At 68.2% G+C, this 14,823-nt stretch carries 17 protein-coding genes and 3 pseudogenes; 11 read left to right on the plus strand and 9 right to left on the minus strand.

Annotation, left to right across the window (positions count from 1 at the left end; translation table 11 throughout):
- Positions 1-178: 178 nt before the first annotated feature.
- On the minus strand, positions 179-1,438 hold the full coding sequence (locus tag ACFYO5_RS37375; RefSeq protein WP_388718097.1) for a methyltransferase: 1,260 nt from the start codon (positions 1,436-1,438) through the stop codon (positions 179-181).
- Between the two features lie 328 nt (positions 1,439-1,766).
- Between ACFYO5_RS37375 and ACFYO5_RS37380 the strand changes: the two genes are divergently transcribed.
- Together ACFYO5_RS37380 and ACFYO5_RS37385 are read left to right on the plus strand one after the other, a co-directional pair.
- A complete protein-coding gene (locus ACFYO5_RS37380) occupies positions 1,767-3,275 on the plus strand; it encodes an NAD(P)/FAD-dependent oxidoreductase (protein WP_388718100.1) in 1,509 nt (502 codons plus the stop codon).
- 23 nt (positions 3,276-3,298) lie between these two features.
- Complete coding sequence (locus ACFYO5_RS37385; RefSeq protein WP_388718192.1) at positions 3,299-3,523, plus strand: S-adenosylmethionine decarboxylase; 225 nt, start codon at positions 3,299-3,301, stop codon at positions 3,521-3,523.
- A gap of 651 nt (positions 3,524-4,174) precedes the next feature.
- Here ACFYO5_RS37385 and ACFYO5_RS37390 read toward each other — a convergent pair.
- Entirely contained in the window at positions 4,175-4,414 is a 240-nt protein-coding gene (locus ACFYO5_RS37390) for a hypothetical protein (protein WP_388718102.1), read from the minus strand.
- An 88-nt stretch (positions 4,415-4,502) separates the two neighbouring features.
- Here ACFYO5_RS37390 and ACFYO5_RS37395 point away from each other — a divergent pair, with 88 nt between their 5' ends.
- Complete coding sequence (locus ACFYO5_RS37395) at positions 4,503-4,658, plus strand: hypothetical protein (RefSeq protein WP_388718104.1); 156 nt, start codon at positions 4,503-4,505, stop codon at positions 4,656-4,658.
- A 463-nt stretch (positions 4,659-5,121) separates the two neighbouring features.
- Here the strand turns inward: ACFYO5_RS37395 and ACFYO5_RS37400 are convergent, their stop codons facing one another.
- Positions 5,122-5,385 carry a zinc-ribbon domain-containing protein gene (locus tag ACFYO5_RS37400; RefSeq protein ID WP_388718107.1) on the minus strand — a complete coding sequence of 88 codons (264 nt, stop codon included), beginning with the start codon at positions 5,383-5,385 and terminating at the stop codon, positions 5,122-5,124.
- Positions 5,307-5,633, minus strand: a complete 327-nt coding sequence (locus ACFYO5_RS37405; protein ID WP_388718195.1) for a zinc-ribbon domain-containing protein — start codon at positions 5,631-5,633, stop codon at positions 5,307-5,309. The genes ACFYO5_RS37400 and ACFYO5_RS37405 overlap by 79 nt, the downstream gene beginning before the upstream one ends.
- Here ACFYO5_RS37405 and ACFYO5_RS37410 point away from each other — a divergent pair.
- On the plus strand, positions 5,535-5,738 hold the full coding sequence (locus tag ACFYO5_RS37410) for a hypothetical protein (RefSeq protein WP_388718198.1): 204 nt from the start codon (positions 5,535-5,537) through the stop codon (positions 5,736-5,738). The genes ACFYO5_RS37405 and ACFYO5_RS37410 overlap by 99 nt on opposite strands.
- Positions 5,739-5,815: 77 nt before the next feature.
- Here the strand turns inward: ACFYO5_RS37410 and ACFYO5_RS37415 are convergent, their stop codons facing one another.
- Positions 5,816-6,163: an S-adenosylmethionine decarboxylase gene (locus ACFYO5_RS37415; RefSeq protein ID WP_388718110.1), complete on the minus strand. Its 348-nt coding sequence runs from the start codon at positions 6,161-6,163 to the stop codon at positions 5,816-5,818.
- 1,449 nt (positions 6,164-7,612) lie between these two features.
- Positions 7,613-8,107 (minus strand): lamin tail domain-containing protein, encoded by a 495-nt coding sequence (locus ACFYO5_RS37420; protein ID WP_388718112.1) that lies wholly within the window; start codon positions 8,105-8,107, stop codon positions 7,613-7,615.
- 434 nt (positions 8,108-8,541) lie between these two features.
- Between ACFYO5_RS37420 and ACFYO5_RS37425 the strand changes: the two genes are divergently transcribed.
- The 4 genes from ACFYO5_RS37425 (at position 8,542) to ACFYO5_RS37440 (ending at position 11,304) form a co-directional block, all read left to right on the plus strand.
- Complete coding sequence (locus tag ACFYO5_RS37425; protein WP_388718115.1) at positions 8,542-8,763, plus strand: hypothetical protein; 222 nt, start codon at positions 8,542-8,544, stop codon at positions 8,761-8,763.
- 119 nt (positions 8,764-8,882) lie between these two features.
- The gene (locus tag ACFYO5_RS37430; protein WP_388718118.1) at positions 8,883-9,653 is read left to right on the plus strand and encodes a sigma-70 family RNA polymerase sigma factor; all 771 of its coding nucleotides are present in this window, start codon (positions 8,883-8,885) and stop codon (positions 9,651-9,653) included.
- 11 nt (positions 9,654-9,664) lie between these two features.
- Positions 9,665-10,489 carry a hypothetical protein gene (locus ACFYO5_RS37435; protein WP_388718121.1) on the plus strand — a complete coding sequence of 275 codons (825 nt, stop codon included), beginning with the start codon at positions 9,665-9,667 and terminating at the stop codon, positions 10,487-10,489.
- Between the two features lie 227 nt (positions 10,490-10,716).
- The gene (locus ACFYO5_RS37440; protein WP_388718124.1) at positions 10,717-11,304 is read left to right on the plus strand and encodes an SMI1/KNR4 family protein; all 588 of its coding nucleotides are present in this window, start codon (positions 10,717-10,719) and stop codon (positions 11,302-11,304) included.
- Between the two features lie 224 nt (positions 11,305-11,528).
- On the opposite strand, the pseudogene ACFYO5_RS37445 reads toward ACFYO5_RS37440, so the two are convergent.
- Positions 11,529-11,999, minus strand: a pseudogene (locus ACFYO5_RS37445) (hypothetical protein); the annotation flags it as partial.
- Between the two features lie 101 nt (positions 12,000-12,100).
- Here ACFYO5_RS37445 and ACFYO5_RS37450 point away from each other — a divergent pair.
- Together ACFYO5_RS37450 and ACFYO5_RS37455 are read left to right on the plus strand one after the other, a co-directional pair.
- Positions 12,101-12,661 carry a GNAT family N-acetyltransferase gene (locus ACFYO5_RS37450; RefSeq protein ID WP_388718126.1) on the plus strand — a complete coding sequence of 187 codons (561 nt, stop codon included), beginning with the start codon at positions 12,101-12,103 and terminating at the stop codon, positions 12,659-12,661.
- A gap of 136 nt (positions 12,662-12,797) precedes the next feature.
- Positions 12,798-13,074 (plus strand): annotated as a pseudogene (locus tag ACFYO5_RS37455) (ATP-binding protein); the annotation flags it as partial.
- A 216-nt stretch (positions 13,075-13,290) separates the two neighbouring features.
- On the opposite strand, the gene ACFYO5_RS37460 reads toward ACFYO5_RS37455, so the two are convergent.
- The gene (locus ACFYO5_RS37460; RefSeq protein WP_388718129.1) at positions 13,291-13,902 is read right to left on the minus strand and encodes a TetR/AcrR family transcriptional regulator; all 612 of its coding nucleotides are present in this window, start codon (positions 13,900-13,902) and stop codon (positions 13,291-13,293) included.
- 162 nt (positions 13,903-14,064) lie between these two features.
- Between ACFYO5_RS37460 and ACFYO5_RS37465 the strand changes: the two genes are divergently transcribed.
- On the plus strand, positions 14,065-14,466 hold the full coding sequence (locus tag ACFYO5_RS37465; protein WP_388718131.1) for a nuclear transport factor 2 family protein: 402 nt from the start codon (positions 14,065-14,067) through the stop codon (positions 14,464-14,466).
- Positions 14,467-14,643: 177 nt separating this feature from the next.
- Here ACFYO5_RS37465 and ACFYO5_RS37470 read toward each other — a convergent pair.
- A pseudogene (locus tag ACFYO5_RS37470) lies at positions 14,644-14,763 on the minus strand (hypothetical protein); the annotation flags it as partial.
- Between the last annotated feature and the right edge of the window lie 60 nt (positions 14,764-14,823).

A 14,823-nucleotide genomic window follows, 5' to 3' on the forward strand; every position in this document is an offset into this window, starting at 1 on the left:
GGTCCCACTCCGCGTTCGTCAGATCCCCACGGCCCATACGACAAGCCTGACCCCAACACCCCACTCACGTCAGGAGATCCGAGAAACAGTGCCTAGTTCGAAGCGAATTTCAACGCTGGAGGTTACACGGTGTCTTGTGTTCCCATGCGTTCAATCCTCCGTTCAATCCTCCCTGTGTCTACTTCTCCGCTACGAGCATGCTCTCGGCGCCTGACAGGGGTGCCACCCGCACCTGCCGGAAGCCCGCCTCGGCCAGCCAGTCCCCGGCCTCGGCGGCGGTGAAGGCACCACCCCCGGACGTCTGGATGAGCATGTTCAGACTCCGCAGCAGCGCGGGCGCACTGCGGCGGTTCTCGTCGATGAGCATTTCGACGATCACCACCTGACCCGCGGGGGGCAGCGCCTCATATGCCTTGCGCAACAGCATCCGCCGGGTGGGCAGGTCCCAGTTGTGCAGAATGTGCGCCAGCACCACGACGTCTCCCGCCGGGAACGGGGCCGTGAAGAAGTCGGCGCCGGTGAAGGACAGTCGGTCCGCCAGCCCCTGCGCGGTCACGTACTCGTCGAACACGGGCCGCACAGCAGGCAGGTCCAGGCCGATCCCCGTTAGATGGGGATGCCTGCGCAAGACCCGTATCAGCAGGTCCCCTTCCGAGGCACCGATGTCCACCACCACCCGGTGGTCCTGCCAGGAGAACCGCTCGGCCAGCACGGAGGCGGCGGGCGCGGACCGCGCGGTCATGGCCTTCTGGAAGGCCCGCAGTTCCTCGGCGTCGTTGTAGAGGGCCGAGTACAGGTCATCGTCTGTCCGGGCCTCGCTCTGCGGCTGCCCGGTGAGCAGCGCATGGGTCAACCCGCCCCAGTAGTCATAGGTCCGACCGCCGTGCCGTTCGAAAGCGGCGCCGATGTAACCCGGCTCCGCTCGGTCCAGTACCTGGGCAGACAACGCCGTATTGGCGTACGTCCCGTCCTGGTACCGCAGCAGCCCCAGGGCCACCAGCACGTCGAAGAAGTCCCGGGCGGCCCGTGGATGCAGCCCGAGACGGTCCCGCAGCCGGTCGGCATCGAGCGGCTGGGCGGCGAGCACCGTGAAGAGGCCGAGTTCCACGGCGGTCAGCAGCACTTTCGACGCCCGGAAGGCCCGGGCCAGCCGCTTGATGTCGGCGGCCGAGGACACCGGCGCTACCGCTTCGCCCTGCACGTCCTCTGCCAGCGCGACACCGCCGTGGACCGCCCCCGCCCATGCTCCCTCTTCCGATGCCGCGACGATCCGGTCACGACCGCGCTCGGACGATCCGCCGCTGGACCGTGCCTCGGGCGAAGGCATCGATGCTGCGTCATTCATACCGTCCTGTCTATGCCACGAGTGTCCCGTACGCGACCGGACACCCAGCTCGATCCGAACGGGCAGGTTTTCGTCGGCGACCCGATCGAGCATCTTCCTGAACGCCCAGTGTGCTCTGTACAGGGCCACGGCACGACGGGCCCGCCGCATAGCGTCAGCACCGCCGGACACCGCTGAAGAAACCGACCGACCGAGTGCAGTTCGCTACACAGCCCGGTGGCGCTGTGCCTGCTCCTCGTAGGTGCGGAACCTGCCGTCGGGTACTCGTTCGCCCCGCTGAGTCTGCACGCTGGGCGAACGGTGGCCAGACTGGGGACGGCTTCGGCAGCGAAGTGCGCACAGAGTTCCGCCATGCCAGACAGTGGCGCCGCCGTGCCCACCGTACGGCGAGTTCAGGCAGCGAAAGAGCGAGGTGGATGCGATGGGCAGCGCGGATGTGCTGGTGATCGGAAACGGCGCCTTGGGGCTGTCCGTGGCGGTGGAGGTGGTACGGCAGGCACCCGAGACCCGAGTGACGGTGGTGGGACCCCCACAGCGTCCGATGGCGGCCACACCCGCGGCCGGGGCGATGCTGAACTGCTTCGGTGAGGTCACCCGCTATACCGCGCGGCATCCCGCCGCGCGGGCCCGGTTCGCCTTGGCCCGCCGGGCGCTGGACGCCTGGCCGAACTGGCTGGACATGCTCGTCGACACCGCAGGGAGCGCGGGCAAGGCGTTGCGCGACTCCCACGTCGAGGGCACCTTCGTCCTCTACGGCGGGCGGTCCGGGCTCGTCGCCGGGGATAACTTCCGCGCCATGCGGGACGCCGCCGCGGCACACGGCGAACCGCACGCGCTGGTGGACCCAGGCACGGTCGAGGGCCTGTCGCCCCGCTGTGACGCCCGCCCGCTGCAGGTCCTGCACCTGGAGCGGGAGGGCTGCGTCGACGCCCGTACCGCCCTCACCGCCCTGGAGGCAGCCGCACGGCAGATGGGCGTGCACCTGGTGCCCGGTACAGTCCGCGATCTGGTGACCGGGGCCTCCTCGGTCACCGGGGCGCGCCTGGAGGACGGCAGCGTGCTGCCGGCTGGCACGGTCGTCCTGGCCGCGGGCGCGGCCAGCAGCCGCCTGGCCGACACCGTTCTGCCACCAGGAGCCGTACCGCCGCTGCTGCACGGCACCGGAGTGTCCCTGCTGGTCACCCGTACCACCACCAGCCTGCCCGGCACCCGGCATGTGCTGCGCACCCCCAACCGCGCCGCCACCTGCGGCATGCACCTGGTGCCCTTGCCCCAGACCGGGCAGTACTACATCGGCGCCACCAACCTGATCACCACCACGCCGATCACCGGCCCCGAGCTCGGCTCCACCCACTCCCTGATGCGCGGCGTGTGCGAACAGTTCGACCACGACCTGGCCTTCGGCCGCATCCAGCGGCTGATGTCGGGCGCCCGTCCCATCCCGCTGGACTGCTTTCCGCTCCTTGGCCCCTGCTCCCTTCCGGGCCTGGTCTTCGCCACCGGTACCTACCGCGACGGCTTCCACTGCTCCCCCGTCATCGCCCGTCACCTCGCCGCCGCCCTGCTTTGCGCCTCGGACCGGGACCCGGACCCGGACCTCGCTCCTTTCACCCCCGAACGGCGTCCTATCCAGGTACTGACTCCCCAAGAAGCCATCAGCGACACGATCGAGCACACTGTGGACACTCTGGGAGAGCAGGGCATGAACCTGCCGTTCTGGCTCGACTGCACCCCCGTGGAGCAGTGGGTACGCAGGCGCGTCGAGGAACTGTACGAAGAGCTCGGCGACGGTGCGGTTTTGGCACCAGAACTCATCTACCCCCAGTTCCTCGCCCCGAGGTCTACCGATGACACACGAGCGCTGGCACGCGTGGCCGAGTACCTGCGCGCGGCCCAGGCGCACCACGGCACCGCCTCGCCGCCCGGCTGACGCTTCGGCCCGCCGATGTCGCGATCCGCGAGTACCTGAGCCAGCTGGCTCAGGTACTCGACATGGTGGCGCTCACGGAGCCGGTGACGCACCGCTCACCGAGATACGGGGAAGCGGCGTGGGTCCACTGGGAGACATCAGGCGCACACCTTTACGCCTGGGACGAGCCGGTGCCGTTCTTCATCGTGGACATCTATACCTGCAAGCCCTTTGAGCTCAGCGACGCGGTGGACTACACCCGTGACTAAGAGAACATCGTCTCCAAGAGCATTTGACCGCGATCTCTGGGACGTCAAGAAATGGTGCAGCTGCGGCCGTCGAGGTTACTGGCGGGAGATAGAGAGCCGGCCGGCGAAGGCGCTATTGAGAAATTGGCTGCGGTCTTCCAGCGCATGCTCCAAAGAGTCTGCCCCTTGACGAAGTCATTCGTCGGCGCGTGCTTGCTCGATTCGCAGCCGCACCGCTGCGCGGTTCGAAGCCGTCTTCGGCGGTCGTCGGCCGCGCAGCTCTGGTGTAATCCACACGCGGGTGCGTCCTGCCTGTGGCAGGGTGATGCGGTCTACCACGTCCTCAGCGCGGAGCCTGGCCAGCCGGCGCCTCGTCTGTGGCTAGCACACCAGGTGCATCTGTTGCCGACACGCTCAATGTCTCCGGCGGCGGACCGCGAAACGCTACGTGAAGGACCAGATTCGCCGGCCCGTGCTGACCTCGCCCAACGCATCGAGGCCGCGGTACGCGCCCGCATCGGGGCTCAGGCCAGAAAGCGATGCGTACGTGCGCGTCCGTCAAAGCCCGGCGGCATCGGGGCCGTCGCACCTAGGAGGCGGCCCCGATGCCGGACGTGGCTTGCGTTGGCCTCAGCGCCGAGCTTCACACGGCGCTAGATGACCGCGCCTCGATCAGTCGGAAAATACGGGCAGCTCGACACCGGGGATCTCGGGCAGCTTGACACCGGGGATCTCGGGCAGCTTGATGTTGGGGATGGTGATGGTGGGCAGCGTGAACCCGGGGGGCAGGATGTCGGTGGGAGCAGCTGCGGATGCAGTAGGTGCTGCGGTGGCATGGGCTGCCTGGGCGGGCATGGCGAGAATGCCGACGAGTGCGGCGGCTCCCAACAGGACGGTGCTGAGTCGGCGCATGACGTCTCCCTTCCTTGACGGAGGTCCCGGCCTGATATGCCGGGATGCTCTTATCGTCTGAGCCGCGCAGGCGGGGCCGCCCGAACTGATGGGCCATACCGGTGACCTGTGCCGGGACATCGCCGAGATCCACGACGCGCTGATCTGGCTCGCCCAGGAAGCCGGCGCCGACTCGTCCTCGCGGAGCAGCTGGCCGACGACGTCCTCGAACGCGAACCCTGGCGCGTCGGCCCGAGGCTGGTGATCCTCCTCGAAGAGGTCAACGCGACCATGGCGCAGCTCAAGCGGTACTGGGCGAAGATCCGCGAGTCCGGCGACCCGAAGACGACCCCGGCCGTCGACGCGCTCGCCGAGATGCTGTTCATGGGCCACCAAATCCGCCTTCACGTGCTCCTGGTCGCGCAGTCCGCCACCGCACGTGGCATCGGCGGCCCGGAGATGCGCGAGAACTTTCCCACCCGGATCCCGGTCCGCTACACCCTCAAGCCTGGCGCATGCTCCTGCCCGAGGTCAGCCCCATCCCGATGCCGAGCGACCACCACGGCCGCGTCCAAGTCGTCACCCGCGGCCTCGCCCAGGAGACGCAGGTGCTCAACCTGTCGAACGAGGAAGCCCGCGAGTGGGCGATGGCCGGCGTCCACGCGAAGAACAAGACCGGTCCGGCCCTGCAGAAGCCGCCCGCCTCACCATCGACGACGAGACCACCGTCACCGTCCAGTGGGAGACCCGCCGTCACCGCTGCCAGAGCACTGCGCCGCCAGGCCCGGCCGCGGCTCGGGAAGAGCGGGAGCCCGCTTCCTCCGGGCGCAGGCCGGGCAGCCCGACCCAGCGACGGTCCGGTGGCTCACCTTCACCTCCCAGCGGTGGCCCCGGGAACAGCGCCATCCCAGCCCTACGCGGGAGTTGACCAGTAGTTCCGCCACGTCGGCCGGTGCCGTGTCGGGGACCACCAGCGCGAACAGTTCGGGCATGTCGGCCAAACGCCTGGCCGGTGCATCGCGGCCGGCCCTGGCGCAAGCCGCCACTCTGCTACCAAGCAGGGCGAGTGCTCGCTGAGCGTGGTCCGGCCATAGGGTACGTACCCGGCGCAGTGCGGGCAGCGGGTCCCGGCGACACGGAAATGGACCTGGGCCTGCCAGACGTGACCGTCGTCGCACCGCCAGAACACAACCTTGTGAGAGCCGGGACCGATCTGCGCCAGGCCCAGGTCGGCGTTCAGGTCCGGGTGCCACTGAGCGGCGATGGCCGGGTAGTCATTGATGGTCCGGTTGGTCCGGTCATGCGCTTTGACGATGATCACCAGCTCGAGGCCGGTCGGGTCTGAAGCTTGTCGGGGGGAGTAGGGAGGCACTGAAGACTTCTCAGAGAACGTCAGCCAAGACCGGGCACCGGCCGCCAGCTTCAGACACTTTTGAAGACAAGGTTTCCGTGTCGGCAGGCGAAGTAGTCACGGGTGTAGTTCACCGCGTCGCTGAGCTCGAATGGCTTACAGGTGTAGATGTCCACGCTGAAGAACGGCACCGGCTCGTCCCAGGCGTAGAAGTGCGCGCCGGATGTCTCCCAGTGGACCCACGCAGCTTCCCCGTATTTCGGTGAGCGGTGCGTCACAGGTTCGGTGAGTGCCACCATGTCGAGTACCTGTGCCAGTTGGCTCAGGTACTCGCGGATCTTGGCATCGGTGAGCTTGGCCGGCGCGATGCCTTCGATGATCGCCCGCTGGCGGCAGATGCCAGGAGCCAGGTCTCTCATCACGCCTCCAGGGGCCAAAGTCAGTCGAAGTCGATGTCAGGTCGTCACCGTAAAGTGGCGGTTGCCCACGTATCGCCGTCTGAGCGGGAACCGGGGCTACCTGATGGCGAGTGGGATCGGGACGGCCGGCGTCAGCGTGACGGACGTTGCCGGAACCAGCACGCTCCAGGAACCGGGCGACGAGCGCCGTGTCCGTCGTCCACGCCATCGGCGGCCGACGCAGCCGCCCCGCCTCCGAGCCGACGCCGTCTCCACCAAGACGAAGGTCAAGACTCTCCACCCGGAGTGGGGTGGCACCGGCGGGCAGGCCGTAGTTGATGCGATCCCGCCGAGACCGGAGCCACGCTCCAGACCCGGTCAGCTCATTCACCTTCTGACATCGGCTAGTCGCGGCTTGCGCAGAACATGCCGTCAGAGGAGCCCAGAAAGAACGCCGACCAAGCTACTCAGGATTCCCGCCATGATCACGCACCTCCCCTCTTTGCGTCGTGCCTACTTTTTTACCCATTGCATGAGGTGTCGAGCTGCCCGAAGGCAGCTTCACCCCAAGGAGGGAAGCAACCCGTCAACCGCCCGGCCACTGGTAGGGGGCCTGAGGAAGTCGCGGAGGGCTGAGTTAAGAGCAGCTTCCAGTTCCTGCTCGGTGGGCAGGTCGGCGCCGCCGCATTGGTTGGCTGGACTTCCGATTGGCAGCCCGGCGAGGTTGCCGTTGCCGGCACCGGTCCCGTGGGTGGTCACTCCGTCCGCACGGATGACGTGGTGGTTAGTGCAGCTTGTACCGAAGGCCGGCGACAGAAAGTCGCCGACGCCTCCCGCCCAGGCCGGGGATGCAACCGTGCCGACTCCCAGCAGCGTCACCGTCAGGACAGCCTTACGTGCCGAAGTGCGCGTCATCATGTGCGGTCTAACGATCATGACTGTCCACAGACACCAGCCGCACCTGTCTTGCGACTGGCCGGCTGAGGCTGGGCAACGAACCGCACGCCGGACACCGCCAGTTCGAGCGCACGGACGAGCAATGGACCTGCCTCACCGTTATGGACGATCTCCCCGTTTCAAGGCAGCCGCGGTTGGCTCGTGTCCGCCCGCGTCCGACGCGACTGCGCTGCCCGGACGGAGGGTGGTCGGCGACAACGCGGCCGCTCCGCAACATGTCCAGCCCGATCCAGTACGAGCCACCGCCTGCGGCCCGCCCCGGAACCCGGCCGGGCGGCGGCCCGGCTTGCATGCTCCCGGCCGGAGCCGATGTCGCGCCGTACCCGGACCCGGTCAGTGAGGTGCACGGGGGCGGGCCGGGCCTTGTCGTCGACGCCGCGGCCCGGCCGGTGCCACCGCTCGCGCCTTCCGGACACCACTCGCCGCTCATGCGCAGGAGCCGCGGTAGCACGCGTATGCCCTCCTCCCGGTTGTTCCGGGGGAGGGCACACGCGTTTGTGGAACCGTCGGCTGTCAGCCGTGGTAGTTGATGTAGCCGTTGCCGTCGGCGTCGTTGGCGCGCTTGGTGTAGGAGTGGACGTCGGCCTTGGCGCCGCCGGGCTTGAGGAGGTAGATGGTGTCCTTGTCGTTGTTCCAGATGAAGTTGCAGTTCTGGCGGTAGACGACGTTGCCGGCGTCGGAGTTGGTGCCCTTGCCGCCGCGGAGCTTGATGTAGTCGCCGGGCTCGAGGGTGTGGTTGGCGGTGAAGGTGTACTTGTTGCCGGTGGCGTCCTTGACGACGTAGCCCTTGAGGTTGACCTTCGCGGTGCGCGAGTAGTTCTTGATGGTCAGGTACTCGTTCTTGGTGTTGCCGCCGGAGCACCGGTTGGAGTCGGAGCCGGGGGCGTCGTACTGGACGCCCTTGACCTTCAGTGCGGACGAGTATTCGGCGGCCTGGGCCGGGCCGGCGGTGACGGCGGCGACGGAGACGGCCGCGGCGACGACGGCCAGCGCGTGGCTGATACGCATGAGGATTCCCCCCTCAGTGGTGCGAGCAGAGCCCCGGAGCATACCGAATGTGATCAACGAGTGTGTTAGATGTGCATGAAGGGTGAAGATCATCGTGATGGTTGTGCGGCCCCCTCTTGGGTCTTCAGCACAGGGGGCCGCACCGGGTGCGGCGTCGAGTGGCGCCTTCGCCTTCCATGATGACGGACATGTCACCGCTGGTGGTCAGAAGCGACGTATCCGCCCCAAAGTGCTGAACCTTCAGGAGTTCCGCTCGCGCCGCCGGGGTGGCGGGAGGTAGCGCGGTGTGGCGTAGCCGCCCATTGTTCCGTAACTCCATGATCACGTGGCGTGGTCGGCTGAAGTGGGGTCATGCTGGCGGTCCTTCCTGACAGCGCTTCAGCACCGCTGCCAGGAAGGGCCGTTGCCGCTATCCCTCTTAGAAACCGAGTGCAATGTCGAGTAAGAAGGTGGTGACCGCTGCCGTTTTGGCGGCGGTCCTCACGTGGAGCACGATCATGATCGTGCTGGGGCACGCGGCCGCCGCTGCGGTCCTGCTGCCCTCCCTGGGCCTGCTCGTCCAGCAGATCGTCCAGGCACTCACAGCGCCCGACCGCCCCGCCCACCCAGCCGAGGCCCATCCTGCCGCAACGGATAACCAGGAGGGCGCGCGATGATGCCCCTCCCCGGGCCGGCCCACCAGCCTCCGCCCCTGCACACCACAGTCAAGCGCGGTCGGCCGCCGGCTCCGATCTCCTCGGACGCAGGCCCCTCACACTGCGCCTGGCTCGAGCCCGTGCGCACCGCCCTGTTCGCCAGCCGCCTGACCCTCGACGACCTCGTCGACCGCTCCGGCTACTCCAAGACCCGTATCAGCGAACTCCTGCGCGGCAACGGCTACTACCCGCCCTGGGAGATCACGTTCAGCGTCACCCGCGCCCTGGGACTGCCCACCCGGCCGCTGCGCCGCCTGTGGGCCGCGGCCGCACGGGAAGCCGGCAAGGGCGACGACTGGATCAGGCGCTGCATAGAGCAGGTCGCCCACGACGGAGAGGAGCCGCCCCTGCCCTACCAGGCGTTCACCGACGACATGCGGGGCGTCTACACCGACTACGCCCGCGCCTTCCTCCTCACCGACCAACGAGCCCGCTGGGTCGTCTCCGAGGCCTTCGACATCCTCTGGATCTGCTGGGAACACGCCACCACCAGCGACAACCTCCACCGCTACGCCTGGCGCCTGCTGCGCTCCCGCGTCATGCTCCGAGCCCCCCGCCACCACGACGGCCGCCCCGACCTGCGCGCCACCGTCTTCTCCACCCGCGAGGTCCACAACCATCCCGCGGCCCCCGGCCACCTCGTCGTCCTCACCGAACTCATCGACCTGTTCGACGCCATCACCCGCCTGCCCGAAGACCAGATGGACGTCGCCGTCCTGCACTACCTGTGCGGCATACCGCACCACGCCATCGCCCACGTCCTCGGCATCGCCCCCGCCCTCACCCACGCCGTCGACCACCACGCCCGCGCCACCGTCGAAGCCCTCCTCACCACCCCGACCCCGGAGTGACCCCGCCCGCCATGACTGCCATCGACCACCTCCTCGCCCGCGCCCGCCTCCACCCCCAGCCCGACGTCCCCGACGACACCGTCCCCTACGAAGACACCCCCTACCCCGCCGACCTCCCTACCCCCCAACCGTCCCCCAGCCCCAACCCCCACCAGCAGGCCGCCGCCCGCCACCTGACCACCCTGTGCGAAACCGCCATCACCACCGTCACCGAGGAGTCCCTCACCTTCCTCACCGACCAGATGCCCGACCTGCACTCCGCCTGGCTCCTCGGCTGCGCACTCCACATCGCCGGCATCCCAGAAGGCGCCCGCTTCTGGTGGCAGTACGCCGCCGGCGACAACCACGCCCCCGCCTGCTACTCCCTCTCCCTCTACCACCAGTCCAGCGGCGAACAGCACGCCGCCGACTTCTACCGACAGCAGGCACACCGGGTCACAACAGCCACCGACACCGACACCCTCACCGTCGTCGGCACCTGCCCCCCGCAGACGATCAGCTTCGACGCCAGCCTCCCCACCGTCCTGCACACCCTCCACCGGCTCTACGCCGGTCCCGGCACCCGTCCGCGAAGGCGCCACCGCATCGACGCTCTGACCAACTACGTCGCCGACACCGTCACCCGGCACTACACCCGCCACCCCGGCGTTGAGATCCCCGTGCCAGAGCCGCGCTTCGCCGAGCGGGTCGCATGGCTGCTGACCGCTACCTTGCCGTGGACGAGGCGAACCAGACCATCCAGGCCCTCCGGGCCAGGCCTGCCTGCCCGCGAAACACGCCACTCGAGCTACAGCCAGTCGCTGACGACCACCAGGAGCTGCCCCTCGACGACCTGAGCGCGGCCGTCGCCAGTCCAGGCCGGAGGCGTCCGCGTGACCGTGATGCCGTCATTGCCGGGCTCACGCGGCCTTGGAACTCCTCGTCGAAGGACACGTCAACCGGATCAAGATGCTCAAACGCCAGATGTTCGGCCGGGCCGGCTTCGCTCTCCTGAGGAAGAGAGTTCTTCTGGCCAGCTGACCACAGCCACCCATAGGGTGACGGGGACGAGAGAAGATGCACGATGGATCCCCGCATACCCCGCCTGCGTCGCAAGCTGGCCGCGATTCCGTTCCAACCACTGCGTAGCCACTCCTTCGGAGAAGAGCAACACAAGTTCCGCCTCGGTCCGAAGCTGGCAGAAGCACGCGTCGCTGCGTTCGAGGCCGAGCACGACATCGCCCTGCCCGACGCCTACCGGCAGTTCCTCACGCACATCGGCGGTTCAGGCGCGGCGCCGTTTTACGGCCTCATGCCGCTGGAGCGGTGTTCCCTGCTGGTCATGAACCCGCGTGAGGAACCGGGGAAACCTCGCGGATTCGACGACGCAGAACCCAGGGGTCACGGGCGCGACCTCTTCCTCCACGTCATCGAAATGGGCTGCACCGACGTATGCGTCATCGCGGTGACCGGACCCCTCACCGGCCGCGTCCTCATCGGCAACAGCGACGGGTTCTGGGGCCCCAATGTCTCCTCCGCCACCGACTTCCTCGACTGGTACGAACGCTGGCTCAACCACATGAGCGCCGGACGCGACAACCGGGCCCTGGAACTCACCTCACCCCAGCTTCGTGTCCATCCCGACAGGCATCGCATGGCACCGAAGATTTGACTCTCCGTAACCACTCCACGGAAAGTGAGCCAGAACCCGAGTCTCGACAGCGGTTGTTCACCGTCTCGGGAGGCGGCCGGATCCATCCGTTCGGCTGCCGCTGTTGGTCACAGGCCGAGGCTATAGCGCGGGCGAGCCTGCGCTGCGCGTGCTCACCCATAGAGAAGGACGCCGGAAACGGTTCGGTCGAACCGTTCACAAGGCTCGGCCACGGGGCAGGGCTGTCAGCGTTTGACGCGGTTGCGGACGGCGAGGAGGGCCAGGCCCAGCAGGATGGGTTCGGTGAGGCGGGAGGTCATCTCGGTGTAGGTGCCGGTGGTGGTCAGGTCTTGTCCGGAGGCGCGGAATACCACTGAGTTGAGGGTGACGTTCGGGGCCATCTCGAAGCGCTTGCCGGTGAACTTGTTGCCGGTGGGGTTGTGGGGATCGTTTTTGTCGATCTCGAAGGTGACCTTGCCCCCGCCGGCTGGGACGGTGCCGGTCGCGGTCTGCTTCGGGGTGTCCTGGGCGAGGCCGAAGGCCATCAGCAGGACGATGGTGAGGAGCATGGCGGCGCGGAGCCAGGCCAGGGCCCGGGAGGCGCGCAGGCCGTAGCCGGGCAGCGCCCAGTATGCGGTCAGCAGTCCCCGTTCACTGCGGGGGATGTCGTCGGCGTGGCGGCGCATCTCCATCTCCCCGTAGTAGAAGTCCGCAGCACTGACGTACCTAGTTGATCTGGCTCCACCGGTATGACCTGGCGTCCAGGCAGGGGTCTGGAGGGCCTGTGCCTCGCGCATGCGACATGATCGAATAGGGGATGACTTCGTTCTGGACTGGTGAGCGGGTACGCCTGCGCGGTATCGAGCCCGACGACTGGACGGCGTTCATGGGCTTCGCCGTCGACGAGGAGTGCTTGGGAGACCTGCTGCACCCGCCCCGGTCTGCCGAGGGGTTCCGCGCCTGGGCGAAGGACCAGGCCGTCGCGAAATCCGACGGCGACTGCTTCGGGTTGGCCATCGAAGCCGTGGACACGGGGCAGATCGTCGGGGCTGTCGGATCGCACCACGCAGATCCACGTGCGGGATGGTTCGAGTACGGAATCACTATGGGCGCCGGGCACCGGCGCAAGGGCTACGCGGCAGAGGCTGTGGTGATGCTGCTGCGGTTCATGTTCGCCGAGCGGCGCTACCACAAGTGCGAAGCGCGGATCTTCGCGCACAACGAGCCATCGCTGGCACTGCACCACCGGCTCGGCTTCACCGAGGAGGGGCGCCTGCGCGATCACGTGTTCTTCGCCGGCCAGCACCATGATCTCGTCGTGATGGGCATACTCGCTGACGAGTTCGCGCAACTGCACTCGCTGAGCGGTCTTGAGTGAGAGCTGGGCCTGAGTCGGGTCGGCGGACGCTACGGGGGGCATGTCACAGCCGGCGGTGTCACCGCGTCGGTCACAGCCGCGGTCACTGCCCCGGGCGCGGTGGGGCCGGCCCCGAGCACCCGGTTCGCGCTCGTAGGCCATGCGGCTGGGCATGGCCGGGGAGCGTTTGATGGATGTGGAGCTGGCGGTCGCGGAGCTGACGACCAACAGCGTGGTCCACGGCGGAGGCCGCGGGACACTCGCCGTCTGGGCCGAGCGGGGGCAGCTGGTGTGTGAGGTCCGCGATGCGGGCCGGCTGGCCGGCCGCCGCCCGCGGCGGCCGGGGCCTGATGCTGGTCCACTACGTGGCCGACCTGGTGCGCATGCACACCGGCGACGACGGCACGACCATGCGGTTCCACCTCAGCCTGTGACAACGCGCGGGCGGCCACCTGTCCGGGTGACCGCCCGCCCCGCTCGTCTCGAAGGCTTGTATTTCTGCCAGCCCCCGCACGGTCGAGGAGTTTTCGGGTAGAGGCCCGTCGTCGTCCTCACGACATCTCGACCACCCGGCGGAGAGGGTTGAGTCACACTCGGTCGCCATGGTGAGCTCCTGGGGCGTCGGGGAGGGGCGCGGGCAGTGCGTGACGTCAGCGCGGGGCGTTGTCTTCTGAGAGCGGGTGGCGCGGGGGTGCGATTCCCGCGTGCACCAGTCGGAGGAACAACGCCTTCCGCTCCTGCCGCAACCGCGGGTCTGTGGTGGTCTTCTTCAGCCCGTCCGCGACCGCGAGGAGGAGAAGCGCGATGTCCTCGGCGGTCGCGTCGGAGGTCGAGAACTGCACTTCGCCCGCTGCCGCGGCGGCCTGGAGCGCGGAGGCGAGCCGGGCGACCAGAGCCGCATGGGCCTCCCTGACGACGTCCCCGGCGACATCGAGACTCGCGTCGAGGACTTCCCCCCCGTGCACGCTCGACGAGATCTGCGCCAGGAGTCCTCCGAAGTAGGCGGCCATCGCGGCATCGACTCGGGACAGCACGTCGCCCTGCTCGGCGAGAGCCGTGTCCACCTCAACGAGCGCCCGGGAGTGCGCCCGGCGGGACCCTGCCCGGAAGAGATCTTCCTTGCTGGGGAAATGCAGGTACAGAGCAGCCCGGGACATCCCGGCGGCGCGGGCGATGTCCTGCATGGTGGTCTTGCCGTAGCCGTACTGACAGAAAGCGGTCAGTGCGGCATCGAGGATGTGTTCTGTTCGGTCGTCCGCCATGCCGACATCCTGACGCCATGTACTCTCAGCGTCTACAAGTCCAATTGGACGGAAGTTGCCAGTCCGTCCAATTAAGCCGCAGAGGTGCTTCCCGAGCCGACCTGGCCATCGGGGTGTTCCGCGCCCCCTGCCCAGCCTCTCAACCCGTCAGGAGTGAAATTCATGGAACAGACAGCAGCCGTCCCGGTCGGCGGTGCGATCGCCGAGCAGATCCGCGAGGTCGAACGGGCAAGACTCCGCGCGCTCGTCGCGGGCGACATCGGTGCCGCTTCTGAACTACACGCACCGGACTTCCAGCTCGTCACCCCCGTCGGCCATGTGCTGTCCAAAGACGCATATCTCCAGGCGATCGCGACCCGAGACATCGACTACGTGGAATGGGAACCCGGCCCCATCGACGTCCGCGTCCTCGGGGACGCCGCCGTCATCCGCTACCAGGCCACGCTGGAGGTGATCTTCGGGCACCATCGAGTCCCCCGCGCGAGCTATTGGCACACCGACACCTATGAGAACGACGGCGACCAGTGGCAAGCAGTGTGGTCCCAGGCAACCGCGATCCGGTAGATCACGCAGCGCCCCGCCTCGTGGCGGATTGCCGGAGCCGGGGGACGGAGCCGAGAGCGCCGTGGCTCCCCGGCGCGTGGGGCGAGCCGTCCACCGTGACCTGCGCGACGCCACCCAGATGCACCGCACCGTGATGCGCCAGCGGTGGGGCGACCAGTTGCTGTCCGACCAGACCCAGGCGGCGACCGAGCCGTCCGCATCGTGGCCGCTCTCGCGGCCGACCGCGGCGGCCATCCACCTCAGGCGTCCGCCGGTGCGGCCGTGGGCGGGCGGCAGCGCGAGGCCGGTGAAGTAGAGGAACTTGGTGAAGAAGGCCGGCCCGAGCCCGGGAACTTGCCGGTGGAGTGCGGCGTACGC

Source organism: Streptomyces sp. NPDC006259 (assembly GCF_042870975.1).
GTDB lineage: Bacteria > Actinomycetota > Actinomycetes > Streptomycetales > Streptomycetaceae > Streptomyces.

Excerpts from the sequence above, each read along its gene's own strand:
- ACFYO5_RS37375 (WP_388718097.1), bottom strand. The coding sequence starts at position 1,438 with ATGCTCGATCGGGTCGCCGACGAAAACCTGCCCGTTCGGATCGAGCTG.
- ACFYO5_RS37380 (WP_388718100.1), top strand. The coding sequence starts at position 1,767 with ATGGGCAGCGCGGATGTGCTGGTGATCGGAAACGGCGCCTTGGGGCTG.
- ACFYO5_RS37390 (WP_388718102.1), bottom strand. The coding sequence starts at position 4,414 with ATGCGCCGACTCAGCACCGTCCTGTTGGGAGCCGCCGCACTCGTCGGC.
- ACFYO5_RS37395 (WP_388718104.1), top strand. The coding sequence starts at position 4,503 with ATGGGCCATACCGGTGACCTGTGCCGGGACATCGCCGAGATCCACGAC.
- ACFYO5_RS37400 (WP_388718107.1), bottom strand. The coding sequence starts at position 5,385 with ATGCCCGAACTGTTCGCGCTGGTGGTCCCCGACACGGCACCGGCCGAC.
- ACFYO5_RS37410 (WP_388718198.1), top strand. The coding sequence starts at position 5,535 with ATGGACCTGGGCCTGCCAGACGTGACCGTCGTCGCACCGCCAGAACAC.
- ACFYO5_RS37415 (WP_388718110.1), bottom strand. The coding sequence starts at position 6,163 with ATGAGAGACCTGGCTCCTGGCATCTGCCGCCAGCGGGCGATCATCGAA.
- ACFYO5_RS37420 (WP_388718112.1), bottom strand. The coding sequence starts at position 8,107 with ATGCGTATCAGCCACGCGCTGGCCGTCGTCGCCGCGGCCGTCTCCGTC.
- ACFYO5_RS37425 (WP_388718115.1), top strand. The coding sequence starts at position 8,542 with ATGTCGAGTAAGAAGGTGGTGACCGCTGCCGTTTTGGCGGCGGTCCTC.
- ACFYO5_RS37435 (WP_388718121.1), top strand. The coding sequence starts at position 9,665 with ATGACTGCCATCGACCACCTCCTCGCCCGCGCCCGCCTCCACCCCCAG.
- ACFYO5_RS37440 (WP_388718124.1), top strand. The coding sequence starts at position 10,717 with ATGGATCCCCGCATACCCCGCCTGCGTCGCAAGCTGGCCGCGATTCCG.
- ACFYO5_RS37450 (WP_388718126.1), top strand. The coding sequence starts at position 12,101 with ATGACTTCGTTCTGGACTGGTGAGCGGGTACGCCTGCGCGGTATCGAG.
- ACFYO5_RS37460 (WP_388718129.1), bottom strand. The coding sequence starts at position 13,902 with ATGGCGGACGACCGAACAGAACACATCCTCGATGCCGCACTGACCGCT.
- ACFYO5_RS37465 (WP_388718131.1), top strand. The coding sequence starts at position 14,065 with ATGGAACAGACAGCAGCCGTCCCGGTCGGCGGTGCGATCGCCGAGCAG.